The organism is Actinomadura chibensis NBRC 106107 (genome assembly GCF_001552135.1).
GTDB classification, from domain to species: domain Bacteria; phylum Actinomycetota; class Actinomycetes; order Streptosporangiales; family Streptosporangiaceae; genus Spirillospora; species Spirillospora chibensis.
The window spans coordinates 71,393-94,305 of the sequence record NZ_BCQP01000054.1 but is presented as its reverse complement, the minus strand read 5'-3'; the positions used below and the strand labels follow the sequence as shown (position 1 = coordinate 94,305).

The 22,913-nt window shown below is 73.5% G+C and carries 24 protein-coding genes; 16 read left to right on the top strand and 8 right to left on the bottom strand.

From position 1 onward, the window contains the following. Window positions 1–254 (top strand): alpha-glucosidase C-terminal domain-containing protein (locus ACH01S_RS30180; protein WP_174564921.1); only part of this gene is annotated, 254 nt, incomplete at its 5' end. Window position 255: 1 nt separating this feature from the next. Further along, entirely contained in the window at window positions 256–1,674 is a 1,419-nt protein-coding gene (locus tag ACH01S_RS30175) for a maltokinase N-terminal cap-like domain-containing protein (protein ID WP_067899180.1), read from the top strand. A gap of 27 nt (window positions 1,675–1,701) precedes the next feature. Here ACH01S_RS30175 and ACH01S_RS30170 read toward each other — a convergent pair whose 3' ends face one another. Further along, window positions 1,702–2,469 (bottom strand): GntR family transcriptional regulator, encoded by a 768-nt coding sequence (locus ACH01S_RS30170; protein ID WP_246236667.1) that lies wholly within the window; start codon window positions 2,467–2,469, stop codon window positions 1,702–1,704. A 244-nt stretch (window positions 2,470–2,713) separates the two neighbouring features. Here ACH01S_RS30170 and ACH01S_RS30165 point away from each other — a divergent pair, with 244 nt between their 5' ends. From ACH01S_RS30165 to ACH01S_RS30155, 3 genes are all read left to right on the top strand, one after another. Further along, window positions 2,714–2,932, top strand: coding sequence for a hypothetical protein (locus ACH01S_RS30165; protein ID WP_067899176.1), 219 nt, complete (start codon window positions 2,714–2,716; stop codon window positions 2,930–2,932). A gap of 384 nt (window positions 2,933–3,316) precedes the next feature. After that, entirely contained in the window at window positions 3,317–5,557 is a 2,241-nt protein-coding gene (gene glgB / locus ACH01S_RS30160) for a 1,4-alpha-glucan branching protein GlgB (protein WP_067899173.1), read from the top strand. A 9-nt stretch (window positions 5,558–5,566) separates the two neighbouring features. Then, window positions 5,567–5,935, top strand: a complete 369-nt coding sequence (locus ACH01S_RS30155) for an ACT domain-containing protein (RefSeq protein WP_067899170.1) — start codon at window positions 5,567–5,569, stop codon at window positions 5,933–5,935. A 13-nt stretch (window positions 5,936–5,948) separates the two neighbouring features. On the opposite strand, the gene ACH01S_RS30150 is transcribed toward ACH01S_RS30155, so the two are convergent. Then, window positions 5,949–6,806 carry an NUDIX domain-containing protein gene (locus ACH01S_RS30150; RefSeq protein WP_067899167.1) on the bottom strand — a complete coding sequence of 286 codons (858 nt, stop codon included), beginning with the start codon at window positions 6,804–6,806 and terminating at the stop codon, window positions 5,949–5,951. Between the two features lie 101 nt (window positions 6,807–6,907). Between ACH01S_RS30150 and ACH01S_RS30145 the strand changes: the two genes are divergently transcribed. From ACH01S_RS30145 to ACH01S_RS30135, 3 genes are read left to right on the top strand one after another with little or no spacing between them, the layout of a single operon-like run. Further along, window positions 6,908–7,396 carry a PaaI family thioesterase gene (locus tag ACH01S_RS30145; protein WP_067899164.1) on the top strand — a complete coding sequence of 163 codons (489 nt, stop codon included), beginning with the start codon at window positions 6,908–6,910 and terminating at the stop codon, window positions 7,394–7,396. 41 nt (window positions 7,397–7,437) lie between these two features. Further along, window positions 7,438–9,141, top strand: coding sequence for a signal peptide peptidase SppA (gene sppA, locus ACH01S_RS30140; RefSeq protein WP_067899160.1), 1,704 nt, complete (start codon window positions 7,438–7,440; stop codon window positions 9,139–9,141). A gap of 47 nt (window positions 9,142–9,188) precedes the next feature. After that, window positions 9,189–9,620, top strand: a complete 432-nt coding sequence (locus ACH01S_RS30135) for a flavin reductase family protein (RefSeq protein ID WP_148344340.1) — start codon at window positions 9,189–9,191, stop codon at window positions 9,618–9,620. Here the strand turns inward: ACH01S_RS30135 and hutI are convergent. Genes hutI through hutH form a run of 5 tightly spaced genes read right to left on the bottom strand, consistent with a single transcriptional unit; the run spans window position 9,608 to window position 16,561 of the window. Continuing rightward, a complete protein-coding gene (gene hutI / locus ACH01S_RS30130; protein ID WP_067899159.1) occupies window positions 9,608–10,771 on the bottom strand; it encodes an imidazolonepropionase in 1,164 nt (387 codons plus the stop codon). The two genes, ACH01S_RS30135 and hutI, sit on opposite strands and share 13 nt — an antisense overlap. Next, entirely contained in the window at window positions 10,768–12,123 is a 1,356-nt protein-coding gene (locus ACH01S_RS30125) for a formimidoylglutamate deiminase (RefSeq protein ID WP_067899156.1), read from the bottom strand. Before ACH01S_RS30125 ends, hutI begins: the two co-directional genes overlap by 4 nt. A 10-nt stretch (window positions 12,124–12,133) precedes the next feature. After that, the gene (locus ACH01S_RS30120) at window positions 12,134–13,333 is read right to left on the bottom strand and encodes an allantoate amidohydrolase (protein WP_218010446.1); all 1,200 of its coding nucleotides are present in this window, start codon (window positions 13,331–13,333) and stop codon (window positions 12,134–12,136) included. 13 nt (window positions 13,334–13,346) lie between these two features. Continuing rightward, window positions 13,347–15,002 carry a urocanate hydratase gene (hutU, locus tag ACH01S_RS30115; protein WP_067899149.1) on the bottom strand — a complete coding sequence of 552 codons (1,656 nt, stop codon included), beginning with the start codon at window positions 15,000–15,002 and terminating at the stop codon, window positions 13,347–13,349. Between the two features lie 14 nt (window positions 15,003–15,016). Continuing rightward, a complete protein-coding gene (gene hutH / locus ACH01S_RS30110; RefSeq protein ID WP_067899145.1) occupies window positions 15,017–16,561 on the bottom strand; it encodes a histidine ammonia-lyase in 1,545 nt (514 codons plus the stop codon). A 92-nt stretch (window positions 16,562–16,653) separates the two neighbouring features. Between hutH and ACH01S_RS30105 the strand changes: the two genes are divergently transcribed. Continuing rightward, window positions 16,654–17,421 (top strand): IclR family transcriptional regulator, encoded by a 768-nt coding sequence (locus ACH01S_RS30105; protein ID WP_067899141.1) that lies wholly within the window; start codon window positions 16,654–16,656, stop codon window positions 17,419–17,421. Window positions 17,422–17,433: 12 nt separating this feature from the next. Here the strand turns inward: ACH01S_RS30105 and ACH01S_RS30100 are convergent, their stop codons facing one another. Continuing rightward, on the bottom strand, window positions 17,434–19,257 hold the full coding sequence (locus tag ACH01S_RS30100; RefSeq protein ID WP_067899138.1) for an asparagine synthase-related protein: 1,824 nt from the start codon (window positions 19,255–19,257) through the stop codon (window positions 17,434–17,436). Window positions 19,258–19,498: 241 nt separating this feature from the next. On the opposite strand from ACH01S_RS30100, the gene ACH01S_RS30095 reads away from it, so the two are divergent. Genes ACH01S_RS30095 through ACH01S_RS30065 form a run of 7 tightly spaced genes read left to right on the top strand, consistent with a single transcriptional unit; the run spans window position 19,499 to window position 22,826 of the window. Then, window positions 19,499–19,930: a hypothetical protein gene (locus ACH01S_RS30095; RefSeq protein ID WP_067899135.1), complete on the top strand. Its 432-nt coding sequence runs from the start codon at window positions 19,499–19,501 to the stop codon at window positions 19,928–19,930. Then, on the top strand, window positions 19,927–20,322 hold the full coding sequence (locus ACH01S_RS30090; protein WP_067899133.1) for a YbaB/EbfC family nucleoid-associated protein: 396 nt from the start codon (window positions 19,927–19,929) through the stop codon (window positions 20,320–20,322). Before ACH01S_RS30095 ends, ACH01S_RS30090 begins: the two co-directional genes overlap by 4 nt. A gap of 6 nt (window positions 20,323–20,328) precedes the next feature. Beyond that, window positions 20,329–20,658 (top strand): hypothetical protein, encoded by a 330-nt coding sequence (locus ACH01S_RS30085; protein ID WP_083981293.1) that lies wholly within the window; start codon window positions 20,329–20,331, stop codon window positions 20,656–20,658. Beyond that, window positions 20,658–21,152, top strand: a complete 495-nt coding sequence (locus ACH01S_RS30080; protein ID WP_067899131.1) for a WXG100-like domain-containing protein — start codon at window positions 20,658–20,660, stop codon at window positions 21,150–21,152. The genes ACH01S_RS30085 and ACH01S_RS30080 overlap by 1 nt, the downstream gene beginning before the upstream one ends. Then, a complete protein-coding gene (locus ACH01S_RS30075; RefSeq protein ID WP_067899128.1) occupies window positions 21,145–21,783 on the top strand; it encodes a hypothetical protein in 639 nt (212 codons plus the stop codon). The genes ACH01S_RS30080 and ACH01S_RS30075 overlap by 8 nt, the downstream gene beginning before the upstream one ends. Next, the gene (locus ACH01S_RS30070; protein WP_148344339.1) at window positions 21,780–22,295 is read left to right on the top strand and encodes an SMI1/KNR4 family protein; all 516 of its coding nucleotides are present in this window, start codon (window positions 21,780–21,782) and stop codon (window positions 22,293–22,295) included. Before ACH01S_RS30075 ends, ACH01S_RS30070 begins: the two co-directional genes overlap by 4 nt. A gap of 9 nt (window positions 22,296–22,304) precedes the next feature. After that, a complete protein-coding gene (locus tag ACH01S_RS30065; RefSeq protein ID WP_067899121.1) occupies window positions 22,305–22,826 on the top strand; it encodes an SUKH-4 family immunity protein in 522 nt (173 codons plus the stop codon). Window positions 22,827–22,913: the final 87 nt, after the last annotated feature.

The window sequence follows — 22,913 nt, the reverse complement described above, 5'->3', positions numbered from 1 at the left end:
AGATAAACGGCGGGGAGGCCAATCAGTGGGGCGGCATGGACACCGTTCTGTGCGTGAACAACCTTTCCCGTTTCCCGCAGCCCGTCGAACTCGACCTCAGAAGGTTCCGGGACTCCGCGCCCATCGAATGCATGGGCGGCGTCCAATTCCCGCCCATCGGCGACCTGCCGTATCTGCTGACGCTCCCCGGGCACGGCTTCTACTGGTTCCTCCTGCCGCCGCCGCCCGCCGGACACGAGCCGGGAGAAGAGTGAGATGACCGTGCCGCCGCCCGACCGCTCCCTCGTCCGGCTGCTCGCCGGCTGGCTGCCCGCGCAGCGGTGGTTCGGCGGCAAGGACGGCCCCATCGACGACCTCGCCATCGGCACCGCGACGGAACTGCGGCCCGGCGACCCCGCCCTCCACCACCTGATCCTCGACGTCCGGCAGGACGGCGCCACCGAGCGCTACCAGCTGCTCCTCGGCGTCCGGAGCGACCTGCCGGACCGGCTGCGTCCCGCCCTGATCGGGCGCCTCGCGGGCGACCACGGCTTCGACGGCCACGTCTACGACGCCGCGCACGACACGGAGCTGACCCGCCCGCTGCTCGCCCACCTCGCGGACGAGACCGCCGCCGGGCCGGTGCGGTTCCGCCGCGCGCCGGGCACCGGCCTGCGGACGGACCTCGACGGCGTCCCCACCACGGCCGAGCAGAGCAACACGTCGCTGGTCTTCGGCGACGCCTACATCCTCAAGCTGTTCCGCCGCCTCTCCCCCGGCGTCAACCCCGACCTGGAGGTCAACCTCGCGCTGTCCCGCCAGGGCTGCGAGCACGTGCCGGTCGTGCACGGGTGGGTCGAGCTGGAGCCGGACGCCCCCGGGGACGACCCCGCCACGCTCGCGCTGCTCTCGGAGTTCCTGCGCAGCGCGACCGACGGCTGGCAGCTCGCGCTGACCAGCGTCCGCGACTGGTTCGCGCAGCCGGCCACGGCGGCGCCGACCACGGCAGGGGCGGGCGCCGCGGGCGGCGACTTCGCGGCCGAGGCGGAGCGGCTCGGCGCGGCGACCGCCGCCGTGCACCGCGACCTCGCCGCCGCGTTCGGCGTGTCGCAGACCCCGGCGGCGCGGGTGCGGGACGCCGTGTTCGGCATGCACCGGCAGCTCGACGAGGTCGGCGCGGTCGTCCCGGAGCTGCGGCCGTACGCGCACGCGATCCGCGAGGTGTTCGACCGGCTCGCGGCGCAGCCGGAGCCGCTCACCTACCAGCGCGTCCACGGCGACTACCACCTCGGCCAGGTCATGCGGACCGACACCGGCTGGACGGTCCTCGACTTCGAGGGCGAGCCCGCGCGCCCGCCCGCCGAGCGCCGCGCGCCCGCGCACCCGCTGCGCGACGTCGCCGGGATGCTCCGCTCCTTCGAGTACGCGGCCCGCTTCCTGCTCGCGCGGGACGGCGACGTCCCGCCGGACGCGGCCGAGACGCTGGAGCTGCGCGCCCGCGCGTGGGCGGCGCGGAACCGGGCCGCGTTCTGCGCGGGCTACGCGGCGGCGGGCGGGCCCGACCCGGCGGAGCACGAGGCGCTGCTGCGGGCGTTCGAGCTCGACAAGGCGGTGTATGAAATCCGCTACGAGGCGCGGAACAGGCCGTCGTGGCTGCCCGTCCCGCTGCGGTCCCTCGCCCACCTCGCGGGCTGACCGGCCCCGGCGCGGACGGGCGGCCCGCTACAGGTCGATCGAGTAGTCGAGGACGACCCGGTCGGCGGGCAGCACGATGTCGCGGCAGACCTCCATGACGTCCGCGCGCGAGAACAGGCGGCGGGTGATGGCGAGGACGGGCACGCCGCGCGTCATCCGCAGCGTCTCCGCCTCCTCCGGCGTCGGCATACGGGAGCGGACCGCCTCCTCCACCCGCGTGGGCGGACGGCCGAGGTAGGCGAGCTGCGCGAGCGTCCCGCCGGGCCACGGCTCGCGCGCCGGGTCGGCCACGGGCGTGCCGCCGACGAGCTCCCACGGCAGGTAGTTGACGGAGATCTGCTGCGGCTCGCCGCGCGCGTGGAAGACGAACCGGCGGCGCAGCAGCTCGGTGCCCGCGGGCAGCTCGAACAGCCCGCCGAGCTCGGGGTCCGCGCGCACCCGCGTGAACTCCCGGTCGAGCCGGTACTCCTCCCAGCTGATCCGCTGGTCGCGGGTGAAGGTCGTCTCCGGGACGGCGAGCGGCCGCGTCACCGCGCGGTAGCGGTCCATCGCGACCCGGCGCGCCGGGGGGACGACCCTGACCAGGGTGCCGCCGCCGCGGCGGGTCTCGACGAGGCCCTCGCCGCGCAGCAGCGCGACGGCCTGCCGGACGACGATCTCCGAGACGCCGTGCTCGGCGCACAGGTCGGCGATGGTCGGCAGCCGGGTCCCCGGCGGGAGGCTGCCGTCCCGGATCCCGTCGCGCAGCGTGTCGGCGATGCGCAGGTAGGCGGGACGGTCCGGCACCGGCGTCACCTCCCCTTCTCCCGGGCGCGCCGGCCGGTCGCCGCTCGACCCGGCGTTCGACGCAGTATCCGACACGGTGATCTCCCACACGGTGTTCGACGCTGCGTTCGATCCTCGGCACGCCCTCCCATCGATCCATACCTTCCACGCGCTATCCACGGGGGCACGGTCCGCTTACGGACAGCTTGACACCTCTAGGACCGAGTAAGACTTTTGTATACAGAAGAGCGGCCTCGGGGAAAGGACGACCTTGATGGGCGACTTCGAGGATCTGAAGGCGGCCATCGAGGAGGAGTTCCCCGGCTGGCAGGTCTGGCGCAGCGACGCGGGACGCTGGTACGCGACCCGCAGCGGCGACCTCAGCGACGCGCAACTCCAGGCGGGATACGCGATGACGGTGGCCGCGGACGACTCGGCCGGGCTCCGCCGGCTGCTGCTCGACCAGACCCGGCGGGAGCCCGGGGAGGGGTGACGCGGGCCATGGGGAACGGCCCGGCCCGGTCCGCGGCGGGGGCGGGCCGGGCCGGAGCGTCCCCCGGTACGGCAGGTACCTGTGTCTCTGAGGTGACACAGGAATGGAGCCCGCGGCGGTGTGGTCGATGTCACCGCTGGGGCCAGGCTGACGTGGCCGCACGGGTGGCGCAACCGGCGCGACCCCACGACGAAGAGTCGTGCCATCCGTGCGGCCGCACCACGCCGCCGCGCCGCCCGTCCCCGAAGCCGCCCCTCCCCGAAGCCGCCCGTCCCCGGAATCCGCCAAGCTCCCGGAAACAGGTCCGGCGAAGACGTGAGACCGACCGATCTGCGGGCACCTCTACTCGGGTAAAACTCAGGTCGGACGGGAGGCCCCCAGGTCATGGCACGGGTCACGCGCGCGGAGATCGACCGGCTGGTGGGCGGCGACCACCACGACCCGCACGGAGTGCTCGGGGCGCACCCCGGCCGGGACGGCGTGACGGTCCGGGCGCTGCGCCCGCTCGCCGAACGGGTCGAGGCGGTGCTGCCGAACGGCGACAGGCATCCGCTGCGCCATTTCCACGAAGGACTCTTCACCGGGACGCTGCCCGCCGACGCGTCCCTCTCCGGGGACGACGCCGGAAAGGCGCCGCTCGCCGTCCCCGACTACCGGCTCGCGGTCGCCTACGGGGACGGCGCCGAGACCATCCAGGACGACCCCTACCGCCACCTTCCGACGCTCGGCGAACTCGACCTGCATCTGATCGGCGAGGGGCGGCACGAGGAACTGTGGCGGGCGCTCGGCTCGCACGTCCGCGAGTACGCGTCCGCGTTCGGGACGGTGACGGGCACGAGCTTCGCCGTGTGGGCGCCGACGGCGCGCGGGGTGCGGGTCGTGGGCGACTTCAACCACTGGGACGGGCGGGCCCATCCGATGCGGTCGCTCGGGTCGTCCGGCATCTGGGAGCTGTTCGTCCCGGGCGTCGGCGACGGGACGCGCTACAAGTACGAGATCCTCGGCGCGGACGGCGTGTGGCGCGCGAAGGCCGATCCGATGGCGCGCTGGACCGAGCAGCCTCCGGCCACCGCGTCGCGCGTCTTCACCTCGTCCTACGAATGGGGCGACGGGGAATGGATGGACGGCCGGAAAGAGCACGACTGGCTGCACGAGCCGATGAGCGTGTACGAGGTCCATCTGGGGTCGTGGCGTCCCGGGCTCGGCTACCGGGAACTGGCCGACGAACTGACCGAGTACGTGCGCGACATGGGTTTCACGCACGTGGAACTGCTACCGGTCACCGAACATCCCTACGGCCCGTCCTGGGGCTACCAGGTGACGTCGTACTACGCGCCGACCTCGCGTTTCGGCGACCCCGACGACTTCCGGCACCTCATCGACCGACTCCACCAGGCGGGAATCGGCGTCATCATGGACTGGGTCCCCGCCCATTTCCCGAAGGACGAATGGGCGCTGGCCCGCTTCGACGGGACCGCCCTCTACGAGCACGACGACCCGACGCGCGGCGAGCACCCCGACTGGGGGACGCTCGTCTTCAACTACGGCCGCGCGGAGGTCCGCAACTTCCTGGTCGCCAACGCCTCGTACTGGCTTGAGGAATTCCACATCGACGGGCTCCGCGTCGACGCGGTCGCGTCGATGCTGTACCTCGACTACTCCCGCAACGAGGGCGAATGGGCGCCGAACATCTACGGCGGCCGCGAGAACCTTGAGGCCATCTCCTTCCTCCAGGAGATGAACGCGACGGTCTACAAGCGGAATCCGGGCGTCATGACGATCGCGGAGGAGTCGACGGCCTGGCCCGGCGTGTCGCGTCCGACCCATCTGGGCGGCCTCGGCTTCGGCTTCAAATGGAACATGGGATGGATGCACGACACGCTGGAGTATCTGCGCCACGAGCCCGTGTTCCGCCATTACCACCACAACGAGATCACGTTCTCGCTCGTGTACGCGTTCTCGGAGAACTACGTCCTGCCGCTGTCGCATGACGAGGTCGTCCACGGGAAGGGGTCGCTGCTCAGCAAGATGCCGGGCGACGCCTGGCAGCAGTTCGCCGGGCTGCGCGCCCTGCTCGCCTACATGTGGTCGCACCCCGGCAAGCAGCTGCTGTTCATGGGGCAGGAGTTCGGGCAGGGCGCCGAATGGGCGGAGGAGCGCCCGCTCGACTGGTGGCTGCTGGAGAACGCCTCCGAGGGCGCGCACCATCTCGGAATGCAGAAGCTCGTCCGCGACCTGAACGGCGCCTACCGCGCCCACCCGGCGCTGTGGACGCGCGACAGCGACCACGAGGGATTCCGCTGGATCGACGGCAACGACGCGGGCGGCAACACCCTTTCCTACCTGCGCTACGGGACGCCCGGTAAAGGCGAGCCGCCGGTCGTCGCGTGCGTCGTCAACTTCGCCGGCAATCCGCACGAGGACTACCGGCTCGGCCTCCCGCGCGCGGGCGGCTGGCGCGAGGTCGTCAACACCGACTCCTACGAGTACGGCGGCAGCGGCGTCGGGAACCTCGGCCGCGTGGAGGCGGTGGAGGAGCCCTGGCACGGGCTGCCCGCGTCCACGACGCTGCGCGTCCCGCCGCTCGGCGCCGTCTGGCTCGTCCCGGAATCGCCGGACGAATAAGGTGGCGCGATGACCGTCGCGCAGCGCCTGCACATCGTTCCCGGCCAGTTCACCGTGGACCACTTCCCGAACGCGACCTTCCCCGAGGACGACGACTGGATCGCGCTCGTGCGCGCCCCCGAAGGGCTCACGGTCGTGCGCGAGGCGTCGCCGTTCGCCGAGACGGAGCGCTGGGTCGGCTTCTACGGCGACGGCGCCCACAGCCTGAACGCGACCGGGATGCTCGCCGCGCTCGTCGGGCCGCTCGCCGACGCCGGGATCTCGGTGTTCGTCGCGTCCACCTACGCGGCCGACCTGGTACTCGTCCCCGAGCACCGGCTGAAGGACGCGACGGCGGCGCTCCGCGACGCGGGCCACCGCGTCGAGACCGGCGCCTAGCCGAGACCGGGGCCTAGAGGCGGTCGAGGAGCCAGCGCGGGCCGACGACGGCGGCGCCCGCCGCCTCGCAGCGCGCCCGCAGCTCCCGGTCGGCCGTCACGACCAGGTGCGCGGCGTCCGGCCCGGCCCCGCTCACGAGGTCGACGATCCGGTCGTCGCCGCTGCCCGGCGCCGCCACCACCCGCACCCCGTTCGCGGGCTCGTCCGCGACGCCCCGCGCCGCGCCCTCCACGACGAGCACGACCTCGGGGAAGCAGCGGTCGAACGGGACGAGCCCGCCCGGCACCCCGGCGACCCCCGCGCCCAGCGCCTTGAGGTCGTCGCGAAGCCGCGCGTTCGCGCCCGCCCGGTCCTTCCACCAGCCGTCGGCGCGGGCGCCGACGACGTTCGCCGCGTCCACGACGAGGACGAGGCCCTTCATCGCGTCCCGCAGCCGCGGCCACGACCGCGCGAACGGCGCGAACAGCTTGCGGTCGGTGACCTCCTCGGCGCGCACCCACTCGGCGCGGCGCGTCTCCCGCGACGCCGCGCGGACCTGCGGCCGCTCGGCGAGCGACCCCAGCACGGACGTGAACGTCCAGCCGCCGTGGTCCTCGACGCTCGTGCCGTGCACGGTCACGAGGCCGGTGTCGAGCGTGCACTCCTCGGTGGTCTCCCTGAGCGCGCCCGCGACGGGGTCCTCGTGGCTGTGCAGGGCGCCGCCGAACATGCCCCACGTGCCGCCGCCGATCCCCCACCACGCGCGCTGCTGGAGCAGGATCCACGCCTGCCCGTCCGGATCGCGGTGGTAGGCGAGGAGCCCGGCCGCCCCGAACCGTCCCCAGTGGGTGTGCCCGAGGTCGCACCCGGCCCAGCCGTCGCCGTCTCCCATGGCCCCGACGATAGCCGCGATCGCCCGTGACGAAGGGCACAGCGCCGCGGAGCCCATCTCCGAATAGCATTCGGGGCGAGTGCCGATCAAGGGGGACGGACGTGAGCGTCGAGGCGGGGCCGCAGGCCCACCGGCGGGCCGCCGAGCTGTGGGACACGCTGTCGGGCGCCGAGCTGCTCCAGGCGATGGCGGACGGGCGGTTCCCGGAGATCTCCGACGTCAACCGGCACATCGGGCAGGTGCTCACGGGCGCCGTGCCCGGCCGGGTGGACATCTCCTGGACGCCGTCCGAGATCCTCTGCAACCCGGGCGGCACCGTCCACGGCGGGTACATCGCGATGATCCTCGACAACGCGGTCTGCCTCGCGGCGGCCAGCACCGGGGAGCGCTTCGTCCCCATGCTGACGCTGAACCTGAACGTCGACTACCTGCGCGCCGTCCGCGCGGACGAGACCTACACGGTCACCGGGACGTGCGTCCACCCCGGCAACACCCGCCTGTTCTCCACGGCGTCGGTGGACGACGCGGACGGGCGCCCGGTGGCGCGGGCGTCGGCGAGCGTCGTGCCGAACAAGGCGTTCGCGCGCTGACCCTGCGGGACCCTCCGCGATCGAGCACATAGGCTGGCCCCATGGTGGATCCCGGCACAGTGGTGAACGCGATCAAGCAGGCCCGCGACCGGCGGACGGCCCCGCTGATCCTCGAACTCGACCTCACCGAGGGCATCGTCGAGACGGCGCCCGCCGACCCGGTCTCCGCGATCCTCGCCATGCGCCGGACGAACCTGCGCGACGTCCTCGACGGGCTGCGCCGCGCCCGCTCCGACGCCCGGGTGCGCGCCCTCGTCGTGAAGGTCACCGGCGGCGCGGGGCTGGCGCTCGTGCAGGAGCTGCGGGAGGCCGTCCAGGCGCTGCGGGACGCGGGCAAGCACACGGTCGCCTGGGCGGAGACGTTCGGCGAGAGCGGGCGCGGCACCGTCCCGTACTACCTCGCGACCGCGTTCGACACCATCTACCTCCAGCCGACCGGGGAGGTCGGGCTGACCGGCGTCGCGATCGAGGAGCCGTTCCTCGCGGGCGCGCTGGAGAAGGCGGGCGTCCAGCCGAGGTTCGCCAAGCGGCACGAGTACAAGACCATGGCGAACACGTTCATGGAGAAGGCGTACACGCCGGAGCACGAGGAGTCGTCGAAGCGGCTCGTCGCGTCGCTCGGCGAGCAGATCGCCGACGGCGTCGCCGCCGCGCGCGGGCTGCCCGCCGACAAGGTCCGCGCGCTGATCGACCGGGGCCCGTTCCTCGCCGGTGAGGCGCTGGAGGAGAACCTCGTCGACAAGCTCGGCTACCGCGACGAGGTGTACGCCGACCTGCGCGAGCGGTTCGGCACCGAGGCGCAGCTGCGCTACGTGTCCCGGTACGCCCGCGCGCACGGCCTCGCGAGCCGCCTCCCGCAGCCCGGCAAGCAGGACGTGGTCGCGCTCGTCAACGGGCACGGCCCGATCCGGCTCGGGCGCAGCGGGCGCGGCGGCCCGTTCCCGAACTCCGGCCCCGCGATGGGCTCGGACACGGTCGGCGCCGCCATCCGCGCCGCCGTGAAGGACGACCGCGTCAAGGCGATCGTGTTCCGGGTGAACAGCCCGGGCGGGTCGGCGGTGGCGTCCGACGCGATCTGGCGCGAGGTGGTGCTCGCCCGGCGCGCCGGGAAGCCCGTCATCGTGTCGATGGGCAACGTCGCGGCGTCCGGCGGCTACTACGTCGCGATGGCCGCCGACACGATCGTCGCGCAGCCCGGCACCATCACCGGGTCGATCGGCGTCGTCGCGGGCAAGGCGGTCGTGAGCGGGCTGCTCGACCGGGTCGGGGTGAACCTCGGCGCGGTCGCCGAGGGCGACCACGCCCGGATGGCGAGCGCCACGAAGGACTTCAGCGACTCCGAGTGGGAGCGCGTCAACGCCTCCCTCGACAAGATCTACGACGACTTCACCTCGCGGGTCGCCGACGGCCGGGGCCTGTCCCGCGAGCGCGTCCACGAGCTGGCGCGGGGCCGCGTCTGGACGGGCGCCGACGCCAAGGAGCACGGCCTCGTCGACGAGCTCGGCGGCCTCGACCGGGCGCTGGACCTGGCCCGCAAGGGCGCGGGCCTGCCCGCCGACGCGCCCGTCCGGGTCTACCCGCACACCTCGCCGCTGGAGCGGCTGCGCCCGCCCGAGTCCAGCGAGGACCGCGCCGCCGCGGCGGCCCGGTTCGACGCCTGGGGCTCGCTCGGCGGCGTCGCCGCCCGGCTCGGCCTGCCCGCCGCCGGGCCGCTGACCCTGCCCGGCTCCTGGGACATCCGCTGACCGGCGTCCCCGGCTTCGCCGACGCCGTCGCGGGCTTCGCCACCGGGGTGGTCGTGCTGACCGTCCGGGACGGCCGCGACGACCTCGGCACCACCGTCACCTCGTTCATGTCGGTGTCGCTCGACCCTCCGGCGGTGCTGGCGAGCGTGGCGGAGTCGTCCTACCTGGCGGAGGTGCTGCGGCGGCAGGACCGGTGGGCGGCGACGGTGCTGTCGGCCGGGCAGCGCGCCCTCGCCGGGCGGTTCGCCGCCGAGGGGCGGCCGAGCGCCCGCATCCTCCTCGCGAGCGAGCCGCACCACCGCGGCGAGCACTCCGGGGCGCTCATCCCGGAGACGGGCGTGTCCGCGCTGGAGTGCGAGACGCGGCAGGCCGTCGCGGCGGGCGACCACGTCCTGTTCGTCGCCGGGGTCCTCGCCGCCGACTACACGGCGCGCGACGCCAAGCCCCTGATCAGGGTGAACCGCCGCTACCTCAGCTGAACCCCGGCCCGCCACACCGCCGCCGTCTGCGGCACGCCGGGACGGTAGGCGAGGTGGATGTGGGACGGGGCGTCCAGCACGTGCACGTCGGCGCGGGCGCCGGGCGCGAGGCGGCCGACGTCGGTGCGGCGCAGGGCCCGCGCGCCGCCCGCCGTCGCGGCCCAGACGGCCTCGGCGGGCGTCATCCGCATGTCGCGGACGGCGACCGCGACGCAGAACGCCATGCTGGAGCTGTAGCAGGACCCGGGGTTGCAGTCGGAGGCGAGCGCGACGGTGGCGCCCGCGTCCAGGAGGCGGCGCGCGTCCGGGTACGGCTGGCGGGTGGAGAACTCGACGCCGGGCAGGAGCGTCGCGACGGTCCGGGACGACGCCAGCGCGTCCACGTCGGCGTCGCTCAGGAACGTGCAGTGGTCGGCGGAGGCGGCGTCCAGTTCGACCGCCAGTCGCACGGCGGGGCCCTCGGTGAGCTGGTTGGCGTGCACCCGCGCGCCGAGCCCCGCCTTGACGCCCGCCTGGAGCACCTCGCGGGCCTGGTCGGCGTCGAACGCGCCCCGCTCGCAGAACACGTCCACCCAGCGGGCGTGCGGGGCGCAGGCGGCGAGCATGTCGGTCGACACGAGCCGCGTGTAGGCGGCGGTGTCGTCCCCGTACTCGGACGGGACGACGTGCGCCCCGAGGTAGGTGACCTCGTCCGCGAACTCGGCGGCGATGCGGACGGCCCGCTCCTCCTGCTCGACCGTCAGCCCGTAGCCCGACTTGCACTCGACGGTCGTCGTCCCCTGCCGGGCCATCTCGCCGACCAGGCGGCGGACGGTCGCGCGCAGCTCGTCGTCGGACGCGGCGCGGGTGCGCGCCACGGTCGTCCTGATCCCGCCCGCCGCGTACTTCTCGCCGCTCATCCGCGCGGCGAACTCCTCGGCGCGCTCCCCGGCGAACACGAGGTGGGCGTGCGAGTCGACGAAGCCGGGCAGGACGGCCCGGCCCGCCGCGTCGAACGCCTCGTCGGCGGCGGGCGCGGCCGCGGACGGGCCCGTCCACGCGATCCGGTCGCCGTCGATCACGACGGCCGCGTCCCGGATCACGCCCAGGCCGTCGCCCACGGCCGGGTCGTTGGTGACCAGTTCCCCGATGTCGGTGATGGCGATGCTCAAGCGGGCTCCTCGGCGGTGATGGCCTCGATCGCGGTGGTCAGGGCCGCGGGGACGTCGTCGACCAGCAGGTGGCGGCCGTCGCGGACGATCTGGCGGCCGGACACGACGACGTGCCGGACGTCCGCCGCCGTCGCCGCGAACACGGCCGCCTCCGCGACGTGCTCCGGCGCGGCCCCGGCCGTGCGGACGGAGTCGAGCGCGACGCTGACGAGGTCGGCGTAGGCGCCGGGTTCGAGGCGTCCCGCCTCCGGCCAGCCGAGCCCGTAGTGCCCGTTGGACGTGGCGGCGGTCAGCAGTTCCCCGGCCGTCCAGTGGCCGCGGCGGCGGGTGCGGAGGCGCTCGTCCAGCTCGACGGCGCGGGCCTCCTCGAACAGGTCGATCACGGCGTGCTGGTCGGAGCCGAGCGAGATCGGCGAGCCCGCGTCCGCGAGGTCGCGGGCGGGGCCGACGCCGTCGGCGAGGTCCCGCTCGGTGGTCGGGCACATGCACACGCCGGTGAGCGTCGTGCCGAGCAGGCCGATGTCCTCGGCGGTGAGGTGCGTCGCGTGGACGGCCGTCGTCAGCGCCCCGAGCGCGCCCGCCTCGGCGAGCAGGCGGGTCGGCGTCATGCCGTAGGCGTCCGCGCACTCCTCGTTCTCGGCGGGCTGCTCGGACAGGTGGACGTGCAGCGGCGCCCGGTGCTCCTTCGCCCACGCCGCGACCGCGCCGAGCTGCTCGCGCGGCACCGCCCGGACGGAGTGGATCGCCGCGCCGACGCGGGCGTGCGGGCGCCCCGCCTTCTCGGTCTGGTCGCGCAGGCTCCCGACCCGGCGCGCCCAGTCGCCCGCCGTGCCGTCGCCGAAGCGGAGCTGCGTGCCGGTGAGCGGGCGCCCGATGCCGCCCGCGAGGTAGCAGGCGTCGAGGAGCGTGATCCGGATGCCCGCGTCGGACGCGGCGGCGATCAGCGCCTCGCCCATCGCGTTGGGCTCGTCGTAGGGGCCGCCGTCCGGCCGGTGGTGCAGGTAGTGGAACTCGCCGACGCAGCTGAGCCCGGCGAGGGCCATCTCGGCGTAGACGGCGGTGGCGAGGGCGCGGTAGGAGTCCGGGTCGAGCCGGGCCGCGGCCTTGTACATCTGGTCGCGCCACGTCCAGAAGGTGCCGGACTGGGCCTGCGCGCGGGAGCGGAGGACGCGGTGGAAGGCGTGCGAGTGCGCGTTCGCGAGGCCGGGGAGCGTCAGCCCGGGCAGCCGCGCCGCGCCCGGCGGGGCCGGGACGCCGGCCGCGACGCGGGTGATCCGCTCGCCCTCGGCCTCGATCAGCACGTCGGCCGCCACGGCGTCACCGAGCCAGGCGAACTGGGCATGCCACTGCATGTCGGGACCCCTACCCGCGCGCCAGGTCGTCCAGTACCGCGGTGAGCGCCTCCACCCCGGCCAGGCAGTCGGCCGGTTCGGCGGACTCCGCGGGCGCGTGCGACACCCCGGACGGGTTCCGCACGAACAGCATCGCGGTCGGCACGCGGGACGACAGGATGCCCGCGTCGTGGCCCGCCCCGGTCGGCAGCACCGGGACGCCGCCGAGCGCCTTGCCGATCCGGTCCCGCAGCGCCAGGTTGAAGTCGACGATCTCGGTGTAGGACTCCTCGGCGAGGTCGACGCTCACCCGGTGCGGGCGCGCGGCGACCCGCGCCGCCTCGTCGGTCTCGGCGACCGTCCGGCGGACGGCGTCGTCGGCGGGGCCGCGGGCGTCCAGCCAGGCGCTGACGGACGAGGCGATCGCGTTCACCCCGCCCGGCACGACCCGCACCTTCCCGACCGTCGCGACCGCGCCGTTCCGCTCGGCCGCCTCTCGGGCGGCGAGCACCATCGCGGCGAACGGCAGCATCGGGTCGCGGCGGTCGCCGAGGAGGGTCGTCCCGGCGTGGTTGCCCTCGCCGGTGAAGTCGAACCGCCACCGCCCGTGCGGGACGATCGCGCTCGCCACCCCCACCGGCTCCTGGAGGGCGCGCCCCTGCTCGACGTGCAGCTCGACGTACCGGCCGATGCGGCCGAGGAGCCCCTCGTCCGGGCCGATGGCCTCGGGGTCGAGCCCGGCGTTGTGCATGACCTCGGCGAACGTGCGGCCGTCCGCGTCGGTCAGGCCGCGGGCCCGGGCCGGGTCGATCGCGCCGGACAGCAGCCGCGAGCCGAGGCACGCCACCCCGAACCGCGCGCCCTCCTCCTCGGCGAACGCCGCGATCCCGATCGGCCGCGCGGGCGCGAAGCCGCGCTCGCGGAGCCGGTCGACGGCGGCGAACGCCGAGACGACGCCGAGCGGCCCGTCGAACGCGCCGCCGCCCGGCACCGAGTCCAGGTGGCTGCCGGTCAGGACGGCGTCGTCGCGCGTCCCGTCCTCCGGGTACCACCAGGCGAACATGTTGCCGTTCGGGTCGTGCTCGACGGTCAGGTCGCGGCGGCGGGCCTCATCCAGGAACCAGGCGCGGCACTCCAGCTCGGGCGGCGTCCACGCGAACCGGTGGTAGCCGCCGGTCGAATCGTCCCGCCCGACCGGCAGCAGCGCCGCCCACATCTCCTCAAAGCTCACGCCGGTCCTCCGCTCACGGGCGCATCGGGATGCGGACGCCGCGCTCGTCGGCCACCTCGGCGGCGCGGTCGTAGCCCGCGTCGACGTGTCGCATGACGCCCGTCCCCGGGTCGTTGGTCAGGACGCGCTGGAGCTTCTCGCCCGCGAGGGCCGTCCCGTCCGCGACGCAGACCTGGCCCGCGTGGATCGAGCGGCCGATCCCGACGCCGCCGCCGTGGTGGATCGACACCCACGTCGCGCCGGACGAGGTGTTCAGCATCGCGTTCAGCAGCGGCCAGTCGGCGATGGCGTCGGAGCCGTCCTTCATGCCCTCGGTCTCCCGGTACGGGCTGGCGACCGAGCCGCAGTCGAGGTGGTCGCGGCCGAGCACGATCGGCGCGCTGATCTCGCCCCGCGCGACCAGGTCGTTGAACACCTCACCGGCCTTGTCGCGCTCGCCGTAGCCGAGCCAGCAGATCCGGGACGGCAGGCCCTGGAAGTGCACCCGCTCCCCCGCCATCTTGATCCAGCGGGTGAGCGGCTCGTTGTCCGGGAAGAGGTCGAGGATCGCCCGGTCGGTGCGCGCGATGTCGGCCGGGTCGCCCGACAGCGCCGCCCACCGGAACGGCCCCTTGCCCTCGCAGAACAGCGGGCGGATGTAGGCGGGCACGAAGCCGGGGAACTCGAACGCCCGCTCGTACCCGGCGAGCTGCGCCTCGCCGCGGATCGAGTTGCCGTAGTCGAACACCTCGGCGCCCGCGTCCTGGAAGCCGACCATCGCCTCGACGTGCGCGGCCATCGACGCGCGGGCCCGCTCGACGAACCCGGCCGGGTCCTTGTCGCGCTCGGCGGCCATGTCCTCGAACGCGACGCCGCGCGGCAGGTACATCAGCGGGTCGTGCGCGCTGGTCTGGTCGGTGACGACGTCGATCGGCGCGCCCCTGCGCAGCAGCTCGGGCACGATGTCGGCGGCGTTCCCGAGGACCGCGATCGACAGCGGGCGGCGCGCCTCGCGCGCCTCCTCGGCGAGGCGGAGGGCCTCGTCCAGCGAATCGGCCTTGACGTCGCAGTACCGGTGCTCGACGCGCCGGTCGATCCGGGACGGGTCGCACTCCACGCAGATCGCGACGCCGCCGTTCATCGTCACGGCGAGCGGCTGCGCGCCGCCCATCCCGCCGAGCCCGGCGGTCAGCGTGACCGTCCCGGCGAGGGAGCCGCCGAACCGCTTCTCCGCGACCGCCGCGAACGTCTCGTAGGTGCCCTGGAGGATGCCCTGCGTGCCGATGTAGATCCACGAACCGGCGGTCATCTGGCCGAACATCGTCAGGCCGAGCGACTCCAGGCGGCGGAACTCCTCCCACGTCGCCCACTGCGGGACCAGGTTCGAGTTCGCGATCAGCACGCGCGGGGCCCACTCGTGCGTCCGGAAGATCCCGACCGGCTTGCCGGACTGGACGAGCAGCGTCTCGTCCCCCTCCAGGTCGGCGAGGGAGCGGAGGATGCCGTCGAAGGCGTCCCAGTTCCGCGCCGCCTTGCCCGAACCGCCGTAGACGACCAGTTCGTCCGGGTGCTCGGCGACCTCCGGGTCGAGGTTGTTCTGGATCATGCGGAGGGCGGCCTCCTGCGGCCAGCCCTTCGCGGCGGTCAGCGCGGTGCCGCGCGGCGCGCGGACGGGCCTCGGACCAGACATCTGCGGTTGCTCCTTCAGGAGAGGGGGCCGGTGACGGCCTCGGCGGCGGCGACCAGGGAGCCGTCCCTGACCAGCTCTGTCGTGGCGGCGATCTCGGGCGCGAGGTAGCGGTCGGGGCCCGGCGGCGGGACGGCCTCGCGCAGCCGGGCGACCACGGCGGCGGTCGCCGGGCCGGGCCGCAGCGGGGTGCGCAGGTCCAGCGCCCGCGCGGCGGTGAGGATCTCGATGGCGACCACCTGCGCCAGGCCGTCCACGGACCGGCGCAGCTTGCGGGCCGCGTTCCAGCCCATGGACACGTGGTCCTCCTGCATGGCCGAGCTCGGGATCGAGTCGGCGCTCGCCGGGGCGGCGCGGCGCTTCAGGTCGGACACGATCGCGGCCTGCGTGTACTGCGCGATCATGTGCCCGGAGTCGACGCCGGGGTCGTCGGCGAGGAAGGCGGGCAGCCCGGCGGAGCGGGCCTTGTCGAGCATCCGGTCGGTGCGCCGCTCGGACATGGACGCGACGTCGGCGGCGGGCACGGCGAGGAAGTCCAGCACGTACGCGATCGGCGCGCCGTGGAAGTTGCCGTTGGACTCGACGCGCCCGTCCGGCAGGACGACCGGGTTGTCGATCGCGGACGCCAGCTCCCGCCGCGCGACGAGCTCGGCGTGCGCGAGCGTGTCGCGGGCCGCGCCGTTCACCTGGGGCGCGCAGCGCAGCGAGTAGGCGTCCTGGACGCGGGTGCAGTCCGGGCCGCGGTGCGACTCCATGATCTCCGAGTCGCCGAGCAGCGCCCGCAGGTTCGCGGCGGACGCGGCCTGCCCCGGATGCGGCCGCAGCGCCTGCAGGTCGGCGGCGAACACCCGGTCGGTGCCGAGCAGCGCCTCGACGCTCATCGCGGCGGCGACGTCGGCCGCCGTGAGCAGCCCGCGCAGGTCGTTGATCGCGAGGACGAGCATGCCGAGCATCCCGTCGGTGCCGTTGAGGAGGGCGAGGCCCTCCTTCGCGCCGAGCGTGACGGGCGCGATCCCGGCCTCGGCCATCGCCCGCGCGGCCGGTTTCAGCTCGCCCCGCGCGTCCCGGACCGAGCCCTCGCCGATCAGCGCCAGCGCGACGTGCGCGAGCGGCGCGAGGTCGCCGGAGCAGCCGAGGCTGCCGTGCTCGAAGACCTGCGGCGTGATGCCCGCGTTGAGCAGCGCGGCGAGCGTCCGCGCGGTCACCGGCTGGACGCCGGTCCGGCCGCTCGCGAGCGTCCGCAGCCTGAGCAGCATCAGCGCCCGGACCACCTCCCGCTCGACCTCGGGCCCCGTCCCCGCCGCGTGCGACCGGACGATGTTCAGCTGCAACTGCGCCCGCTTCTCGGGGGCGATGTGCCGGGTGGCGAGCGCGCCGAACCCGGTGGACACGCCGTACACCGGCGTCGGGCGCGCCGACAGCTCCTCGACGTGCGCCCGCGCCTCCGCGACCAGCTTCAGCGCCTCCTCGGTCAGCGCGACCTCGGCGCCGTCCCGCGCGACGGCGACGACCTCGGCGAAATCCAGCGGTTCCGGGCCCACCGCGACGCGTGCGTCCCCCATGTCCAAACCCATACCCACCATTAAGGCGTCCCGGCGCCGCCCGGCCCACCCCTGGGCGCGGCGATGTGTCTCAGATACGAGACAATGCCGGAATGAGCCAGGTCCCCGCCGCGCGCCGCGCGCTCGCCGTGCTGCGCCTGCTGGCCGCCGCGCCCGGCCCGCTGCCCGCGTCCGCGATCGCCCGCGCGCTGGACCTGCCCCGCTCCAGCGCCTACCACCTGCTCGCCGCGATGGCCGAGGACGGCTTCGTCACCTACCTCCCGGAGGAGCGCCGCTGGGGCCTCGGCGTCGCCGCGTTCGAGATCGGCTCCGCCTACCTCCGGCACGAGCCGCTCGAACGGCTGGCGCGCCCCCTGCTGCGCCGTCTGGTCGACCGGCTGGGCGAGATCGTCCAGTTGGGCGTCCTGCACGGCGCGGAGACCCTCTACCTGCTGAAGGAGCAGCCGCCCCGGCACGCGACCCTCGTCACCGACGTCGGCGTGCGGATGCCCGCGCAGCTCACCGCGAGCGGCCGCTCCATGCTCGCCCACCTGCCGCCCGCGCAGGTCAGGGCCCTGTTCCCGGGCCGCTTCGTCGACCGGACGGGCGCCGGCCCGCGGTCGCTGCGCGAACTCCGCCGGGTCCTCGCCGAGGACGCCCGGCGCGGCTGGTCGGCCGAGGACGGCCACATCACCGAGGGCTTCGCCAGCATCGCCGCGTGCGCCTTCGACCACACCGGCCACCCCACGGCCGCGATCACCGTCACCTTCCGGCGCGCCGACCACCCCCCGCCCGCCTGGCCGTCGCTGGCGCCGCCCGTCCGCGAGACCGCCGCCCTCCTGACGACCCGCCTGGCCGGCCGCCCGCCCAAACCCCGCTGACCGGGCGCCGGGTCAGCGGGGGATGGGGATCTCGACCTTCGGGAGGTCGGTGGACGGGGTGCGCCATTCGCCGGTCAGGAGCACGCTCATCGTGTAGATATGCCAGAGCTGCTTCACCCAGCGTTTCGGATGCTCGCGGACGCCCGTCGTCAGCGCCTCCCGGTCGACGACGTCGAAGAGGCTCTGGGGGCCGTCCAGGATCTGGTCCAGGAGAAGCCCGCGGAAGCCTTCGTCGTAGGAGACGCGCCAGTTGAAGGCGGCCGTCCTGCCGCGGGCCGGCGGGACGGCGCGGGCCCGCCACGCGCGCCTGCCGACGAGCCGGGGCTTCCGCTCGCGGTCGAAACGCCACCGCTTGCCCTCCGGCTGGATCTCCGCCAACTGCGGCGCGAGTTCCCGGATCAGCAGATAGAAGGGGTATTCGCTGCGCCGCCAGCGCGGTTCGAGGGCCGTCGCCTCGCGCACCACCCGGTTGTCGAAGAACGGGTGGTAGTAGGGGGAGTTCATGAGCGTCGCGCTGTGCGAGCCGACGATCCAGCGGCCGGTGCGGTAATACAGGTAGAGCTTGTCGAGGACGTCGAACGCGTCGGTCTCAGCGAGTTCGGCCCAGGGCCGGTGCCCGGCGGCGGCGAGCGCGTTCGCGTCGGCGGTCAGGAGCGGCCCGGCGGCGTGGAAGATGAGATGGACGCGCTTCTTCAGCTTCTCGGGGCTGATGTCGTCCTGGTCGTAGAGGAAGCCGCCGCGCAGCGTCTCACCGCCCGATCCCGAAGTGGCGGGAACCATTCGGTAAGGACGGAACCTGCCGACGTTCTCATAGGCGGAGTTCATCCCCTCGCACATGCGGACGACATGAGCCGCCCTGGCGAACGGGTGCTCCACCGCCACCGATTCCCTCGGCCCTTCGGGATGGGTCAGGTTCACGTGGTGCTCGATGCCGAGGGCCGCGGCGACCTGGGTGGCGAGAATGACGTCCGGGTCGTCCGCGAAACCGTGCGTCGAGCCGGTGAACGGGACCCCCGCCGCCTTCAGCACCGCCGCCATCAACCGGCTGTCCCGGCCGCCGGACAATGAGAGGGCGATCGGCTCGCGATGCCTCGCCAGCGGCGCCACCGAGTCGACGAGCGCCTCCGCCAGCGGACGGACCGACTCCCGCTGCGCCCGCCCCTTTCCCCGAGGTCGGCGGACCTCCGTGCCGGGCTGCGGCCGGATGGCCGTCCGCCGCCCCGGCGCCGCCGTCAGCACCGATCCGGCGGGCAGCGCCCGGACGCCGCGGAACGGCGTGTCGTCATTGGTGAAGAACCCGTGCCGGATTATCGGGTGCAGGAGTTCGACGGCGATGTCCGGCTCCGGTTCCTCGACGCCCGTCTCCACGGCCCGCGCCACGAGGTGGACCAGCAGCGAGCGGCTGCCCACCACCCGCACGCCCGCCGCCTCCGCGTGGTAGACGGGGCAGACGCGGGCCATCGACGTCGCGGCCTCGACACCGTCCTCGCTCGCCCGGTAGGCGGCGAAGACGCCGCCGAGGCCCGCCGCGGCGGCGCCGAGGTCGTCCTCGTTGAGCAGCAGGTCGCCGTCCTTCTTCGGCTCGGCGAGGTAGCCGCAGTACCCGAGCCTGCGCCCGGACCCGCCGATCATGGTCGGGGGCAACAGGTCCTCGTCCGGCTCGTTGGACCAGCCGAGCAGCGCCGCCTGGCCGTCGGGCGCCGTCCATTCCGCGGCCTTGACCACGTCCGGCGGGACGGGGAACGCCGCGCCGACGGCGCGCCGGGCGGCGCGCAGGGCCACCGGCGGAATCGGTTCGCGCACTTCACGGGCGGCGAGCAGCAGATAGACGCGCACATCCGAAGACGATCACATCCGGGCCGGGGCCGGAGCCGTGGAACGGTGCGCTTAACCCGAAGTTTGCCCGCCATACGTCGGGCGAAGGCCGAATCGCGGCCGCGCCGGGCGGCGGCGACCAACGATGACCATCCGATTCCGTTCCCGTGCCCACTTGTCCACCGTGCCACCTGATCACCGATAATCATGTGAATAGCGCCTTTGATAGGATTTACGGAATCTTGATCATCAGGGAGCACCGATGGACGAGCCCCTTCCGGACGACCCTGAAGAACGGCTGGCCAAGGCCCGCGAACGGTTGACGTCGCTGCACGGCGAGGCAAATTCTGGACCGTCCGAAAATGGATCTCCGTCCGGGTGCGGAATCGGCACGGCGGACGAGGAAAGGGTCCGGGCGACCGCGGTCGCCGGACGCCTGACCGCCCTGGAGATCGACCCCCGCGCGATGCGCCGTCCGCCCGCGGAACTGGGCGGGCACATCGCGGCCGCCGCCAATGCCGCGCTGGACGACCTGCGCGGGCGGGCGGCGTCGGCGGGCACGGAACCGGTCGTCGACCCGGCGGCGCTCGTCGAGACGCTGCGCGCCGTCCAGGAGCAGGGCATGCGCCAGCTCGCGCTGATCAACCAGGCCGTCGGCGAGGCGCTGGCGCAGGCGCGGGCGAGCATGCGATGAGCTACGAACGCGCCACCGACGACCTCGACAGGGTGCTGGGCGACGTCCTCGGCGCGGCGGCCGAAGCGCGGACGTCCCCACCGCCCCCGGACGAGGAGAGCGAGGGGCACGACCCGGACCGGACCGTCCGGGCGGTCGTCTCCCCGGACGGCCGGATCACGTCCGTGGAGATCGGCCCCCGCGCCGCGCGGCTGAGCTCGCAGGAGATCGCCGAGCGCGCCGTCGCCGCCGTCAACGCCGCGCTGGACGGGCTGTCCGCGCGGGCCCCGGCCGTCGCCGCGACCGCCGACCTGACCGCCCGCCTGCGCGAGGCGCAGGACCTCAGCGTGCGCCAACTCACCGAATACACGGAGTCTCTGCGCGACTCGATCAACGCCCTGGGACGGAGCTGAGCGACGATGGGCATGCCCGGATACGAGGTCGATCCCGAGGGAATCCGCCGGTCCGGAATCGGCATCGGCTCCTCGGCCCAGCGGTTGAAGGCCGACTGGCAGGCATTCCAGGCCGAACTCGCCGGATTCGGCGAACCGTGGGGAACCGACGACATCGGCTCCCTCATCGGGGGCCTCTACCAGGCCGTCTACGAGATCGCCGCCGACTGCTACAACGACAACCTGGAGTCAATGGCCGAGGACGCCCGGGCCGTCCAGGCCGTGGCGGCGAACCATTTCGCCGCGGAACAGCACAACGTGACGGAGATCAACCGCGTCCGGGACGTGCTCGGCTGATGGGCCTCCAGTTACCCGGCGAACTCCGCTCCCTGCTGTCGATGCTGGGCTACAACTGGCCCGAGGCCGACGAGGTCAAGCTCCTTGAGATGGGCAACGCCTGGCTGCGATTCGCGGGCTCGCACTCCGGCCCGCTCGGCGAGGCCGACTCCCAGGCCCAGCGCGTGTGGCAGGCCAACAAGGGCGACGACATCGAGGCGTTCCGCACGTCCTGGACCGCCGACGACTCCCCCAACAGCAACCTCCAGGACTTCACCACCGCCGCCACCATCGTCGGCGCGGGCCTCATGATCTGCGGCGGCATCGTCCTCGCCCTGAAGATCAACGTGATCGTCCAGCTCACCATCCTCGCCATCGAGATAGCCCAGGCCATCGCCACCGCCGGCCCCACCTTCGGCGCCTCCCTGGCCGAGATCCCCATCTTCAAAGAGATCACCGGCGCCCTGATCGACATCATCATCGACCAGGCACTCCAGGCGATCCTCAATGGCTGACGGGGTGACCGGCGCCGCGCCCGCCGAGCACGCGCGCAACGTCCAGGCGTCCCTTTTCCCGCGGTTACTCGTCTCGCTGATCGTCCTGATCGGCGGCGGAGTCCTCGCCCGCCGGTCCCACACGCTGCCGAAGGGCGCCACCCGGGACAGCGCCCGCGGCATCTTCAAGGCCGCGGGCAGCTTCTTCCGCTGGGCGAGGAGGCACGGCCCGAAGAAGCCCGTCACGATCGAGCTCCGGCACGTCCCCGGAATGCCGAAGCACCAATTCATGCGCAAAGCCGAGGCGCTCAAGAAGCTCGGCGACGAGAACAAGCTCTTCAAGGCGCACAGCCCGCTGCCCCCGCGCAACAGGGATCGGGCGGTCCGGCATCAGCAGGATCTGATTCGGCGGATCCACGAGCAGTACGGCGAGCGCAATCCGGAACTGAGTCGCCGCCTGATCAGACGCATCACCGATGGTAGTATGCAGCTCGACCACCGGCACGAACTCCAACTCGGCGGCGCCGACCTGCGAAGCAATCTACGCTACCTCGACAGTTTCACCAATCATCACGTGGGTTCCGTCCAAATTCGGCCGCAGATCCGGAATCTGCCGGACGGCACACCGATTCGCATCAGGATCATCCCATGAGGCCGAGTACACGCCAGCGACTGGAGCGCGTGAGCAGCCTGCTCGCCGCCCGTGAGGACTCCTACATGTTCGCGGAGTTCCCGCCGGGCGCCCCCGAATCGGATCTCGCGGGCCGGGACGACCTGCCACCAGACCTGCGCGACCTGCTCGCCTACTCGAACGCGCCCCGTGCCGGGAGCATCGCCCTGTTCAAGGACACCTTGCTCCCGAACAACCAGTTCTACCTCGACATGCCCGGGGTCGACGAGATCATCGGTGGTTCCCGGGAGTCCTGGCTCGTCTTCGGCACGTGCTTCGATTTCCCCCTGCTCATGCACCGCGACGACGGCGCCGTGTGGCATTTCCCGGATTATGAGCGAGAACACGTGGTGGAGAGCGAATACCGGCGGCTGGCCGCCGATCTGGACGAATTCGTCGTCGACTGCATGCTCGGTCCCCGCTACCGCGAGATCACCGGGGTCTCGGACTGGTGGTGGGAGTTCGCGGTCGAGAACGGCTTGGCGGAGAACTGAGGCCCTTTGATGGACTACCGGGACATGGTCGAGCTCTGGGGCGAGGACGGCCTGCTGTACGTGCCGATGGACCGCATCGAGCACATGCGTTTCGACCTCGCCCGGCTGTCCCCCGAGGCCGCGATCCCCGCCGAGGTGCAGCCCGTGTTCAGCGCGTACATCGAGGGCGAGGTCGGCCTGTTCAACGTGCTCGACGTCCAGATCGCCGACCGCGCCCCGCTGGCGCTCATCGCGCTCGGGGCCGTCCCGGAGCAGCCGATGTACTACTGCCTCGACGGCGACACGGGCGCGGTGGTACTCCTCACACTCGACGAGCCAGCCGACCTGGAGACGATCAACACCACCCTGTCGGCCTTCGTGGAGTTCCTCTTCCACCTGCAGAAACTCATCCACGAGGACGAGGGCCGGGCGACCCGCGCCGCCCCCGCCGCGAGGCTCCGCGAACGCCTCACCCTGATCGACCCGCACGCCTTCCGCGACCCCGAGTCCTGGTGGAACGCGGCGTTCATGCAGTTGGAGGGACGCATCTAGACATCGCCTCGCGACGTCTTCCACGACCGGACGCGGGAGCGGAGCGGGAGGCCGCGCGTAGCCCCTGGCGCGGTCCTCCCGTTCCGG

Excerpts from the sequence above, each read along its gene's own strand:
- ACH01S_RS30070 (WP_148344339.1), top strand. The coding sequence starts at position 21,780 with ATGAGGCCGAGTACACGCCAGCGACTGGAGCGCGTGAGCAGCCTGCTC.
- hutU (WP_067899149.1), bottom strand. The coding sequence starts at position 15,002 with ATGTCTGGTCCGAGGCCCGTCCGCGCGCCGCGCGGCACCGCGCTGACC.
- glgB (WP_067899173.1), top strand. The coding sequence starts at position 3,317 with ATGGCACGGGTCACGCGCGCGGAGATCGACCGGCTGGTGGGCGGCGAC.
- ACH01S_RS30105 (WP_067899141.1), top strand. The coding sequence starts at position 16,654 with ATGAGCCAGGTCCCCGCCGCGCGCCGCGCGCTCGCCGTGCTGCGCCTG.
- ACH01S_RS30150 (WP_067899167.1), bottom strand. The coding sequence starts at position 6,806 with ATGGGAGACGGCGACGGCTGGGCCGGGTGCGACCTCGGGCACACCCAC.
- hutH (WP_067899145.1), bottom strand. The coding sequence starts at position 16,561 with ATGGGGGACGCACGCGTCGCGGTGGGCCCGGAACCGCTGGATTTCGCC.
- sppA (WP_067899160.1), top strand. The coding sequence starts at position 7,438 with ATGGTGGATCCCGGCACAGTGGTGAACGCGATCAAGCAGGCCCGCGAC.
- ACH01S_RS30075 (WP_067899128.1), top strand. The coding sequence starts at position 21,145 with ATGGCTGACGGGGTGACCGGCGCCGCGCCCGCCGAGCACGCGCGCAAC.
- ACH01S_RS30095 (WP_067899135.1), top strand. The coding sequence starts at position 19,499 with ATGGACGAGCCCCTTCCGGACGACCCTGAAGAACGGCTGGCCAAGGCC.
- ACH01S_RS30155 (WP_067899170.1), top strand. The coding sequence starts at position 5,567 with ATGACCGTCGCGCAGCGCCTGCACATCGTTCCCGGCCAGTTCACCGTG.
- ACH01S_RS30080 (WP_067899131.1), top strand. The coding sequence starts at position 20,658 with ATGGGCCTCCAGTTACCCGGCGAACTCCGCTCCCTGCTGTCGATGCTG.
- ACH01S_RS30085 (WP_083981293.1), top strand. The coding sequence starts at position 20,329 with ATGGGCATGCCCGGATACGAGGTCGATCCCGAGGGAATCCGCCGGTCC.
- ACH01S_RS30090 (WP_067899133.1), top strand. The coding sequence starts at position 19,927 with ATGAGCTACGAACGCGCCACCGACGACCTCGACAGGGTGCTGGGCGAC.
- ACH01S_RS30125 (WP_067899156.1), bottom strand. The coding sequence starts at position 12,123 with ATGCAGTGGCATGCCCAGTTCGCCTGGCTCGGTGACGCCGTGGCGGCC.
- ACH01S_RS30175 (WP_067899180.1), top strand. The coding sequence starts at position 256 with ATGACCGTGCCGCCGCCCGACCGCTCCCTCGTCCGGCTGCTCGCCGGC.
- ACH01S_RS30065 (WP_067899121.1), top strand. The coding sequence starts at position 22,305 with ATGGACTACCGGGACATGGTCGAGCTCTGGGGCGAGGACGGCCTGCTG.
- ACH01S_RS30165 (WP_067899176.1), top strand. The coding sequence starts at position 2,714 with ATGGGCGACTTCGAGGATCTGAAGGCGGCCATCGAGGAGGAGTTCCCC.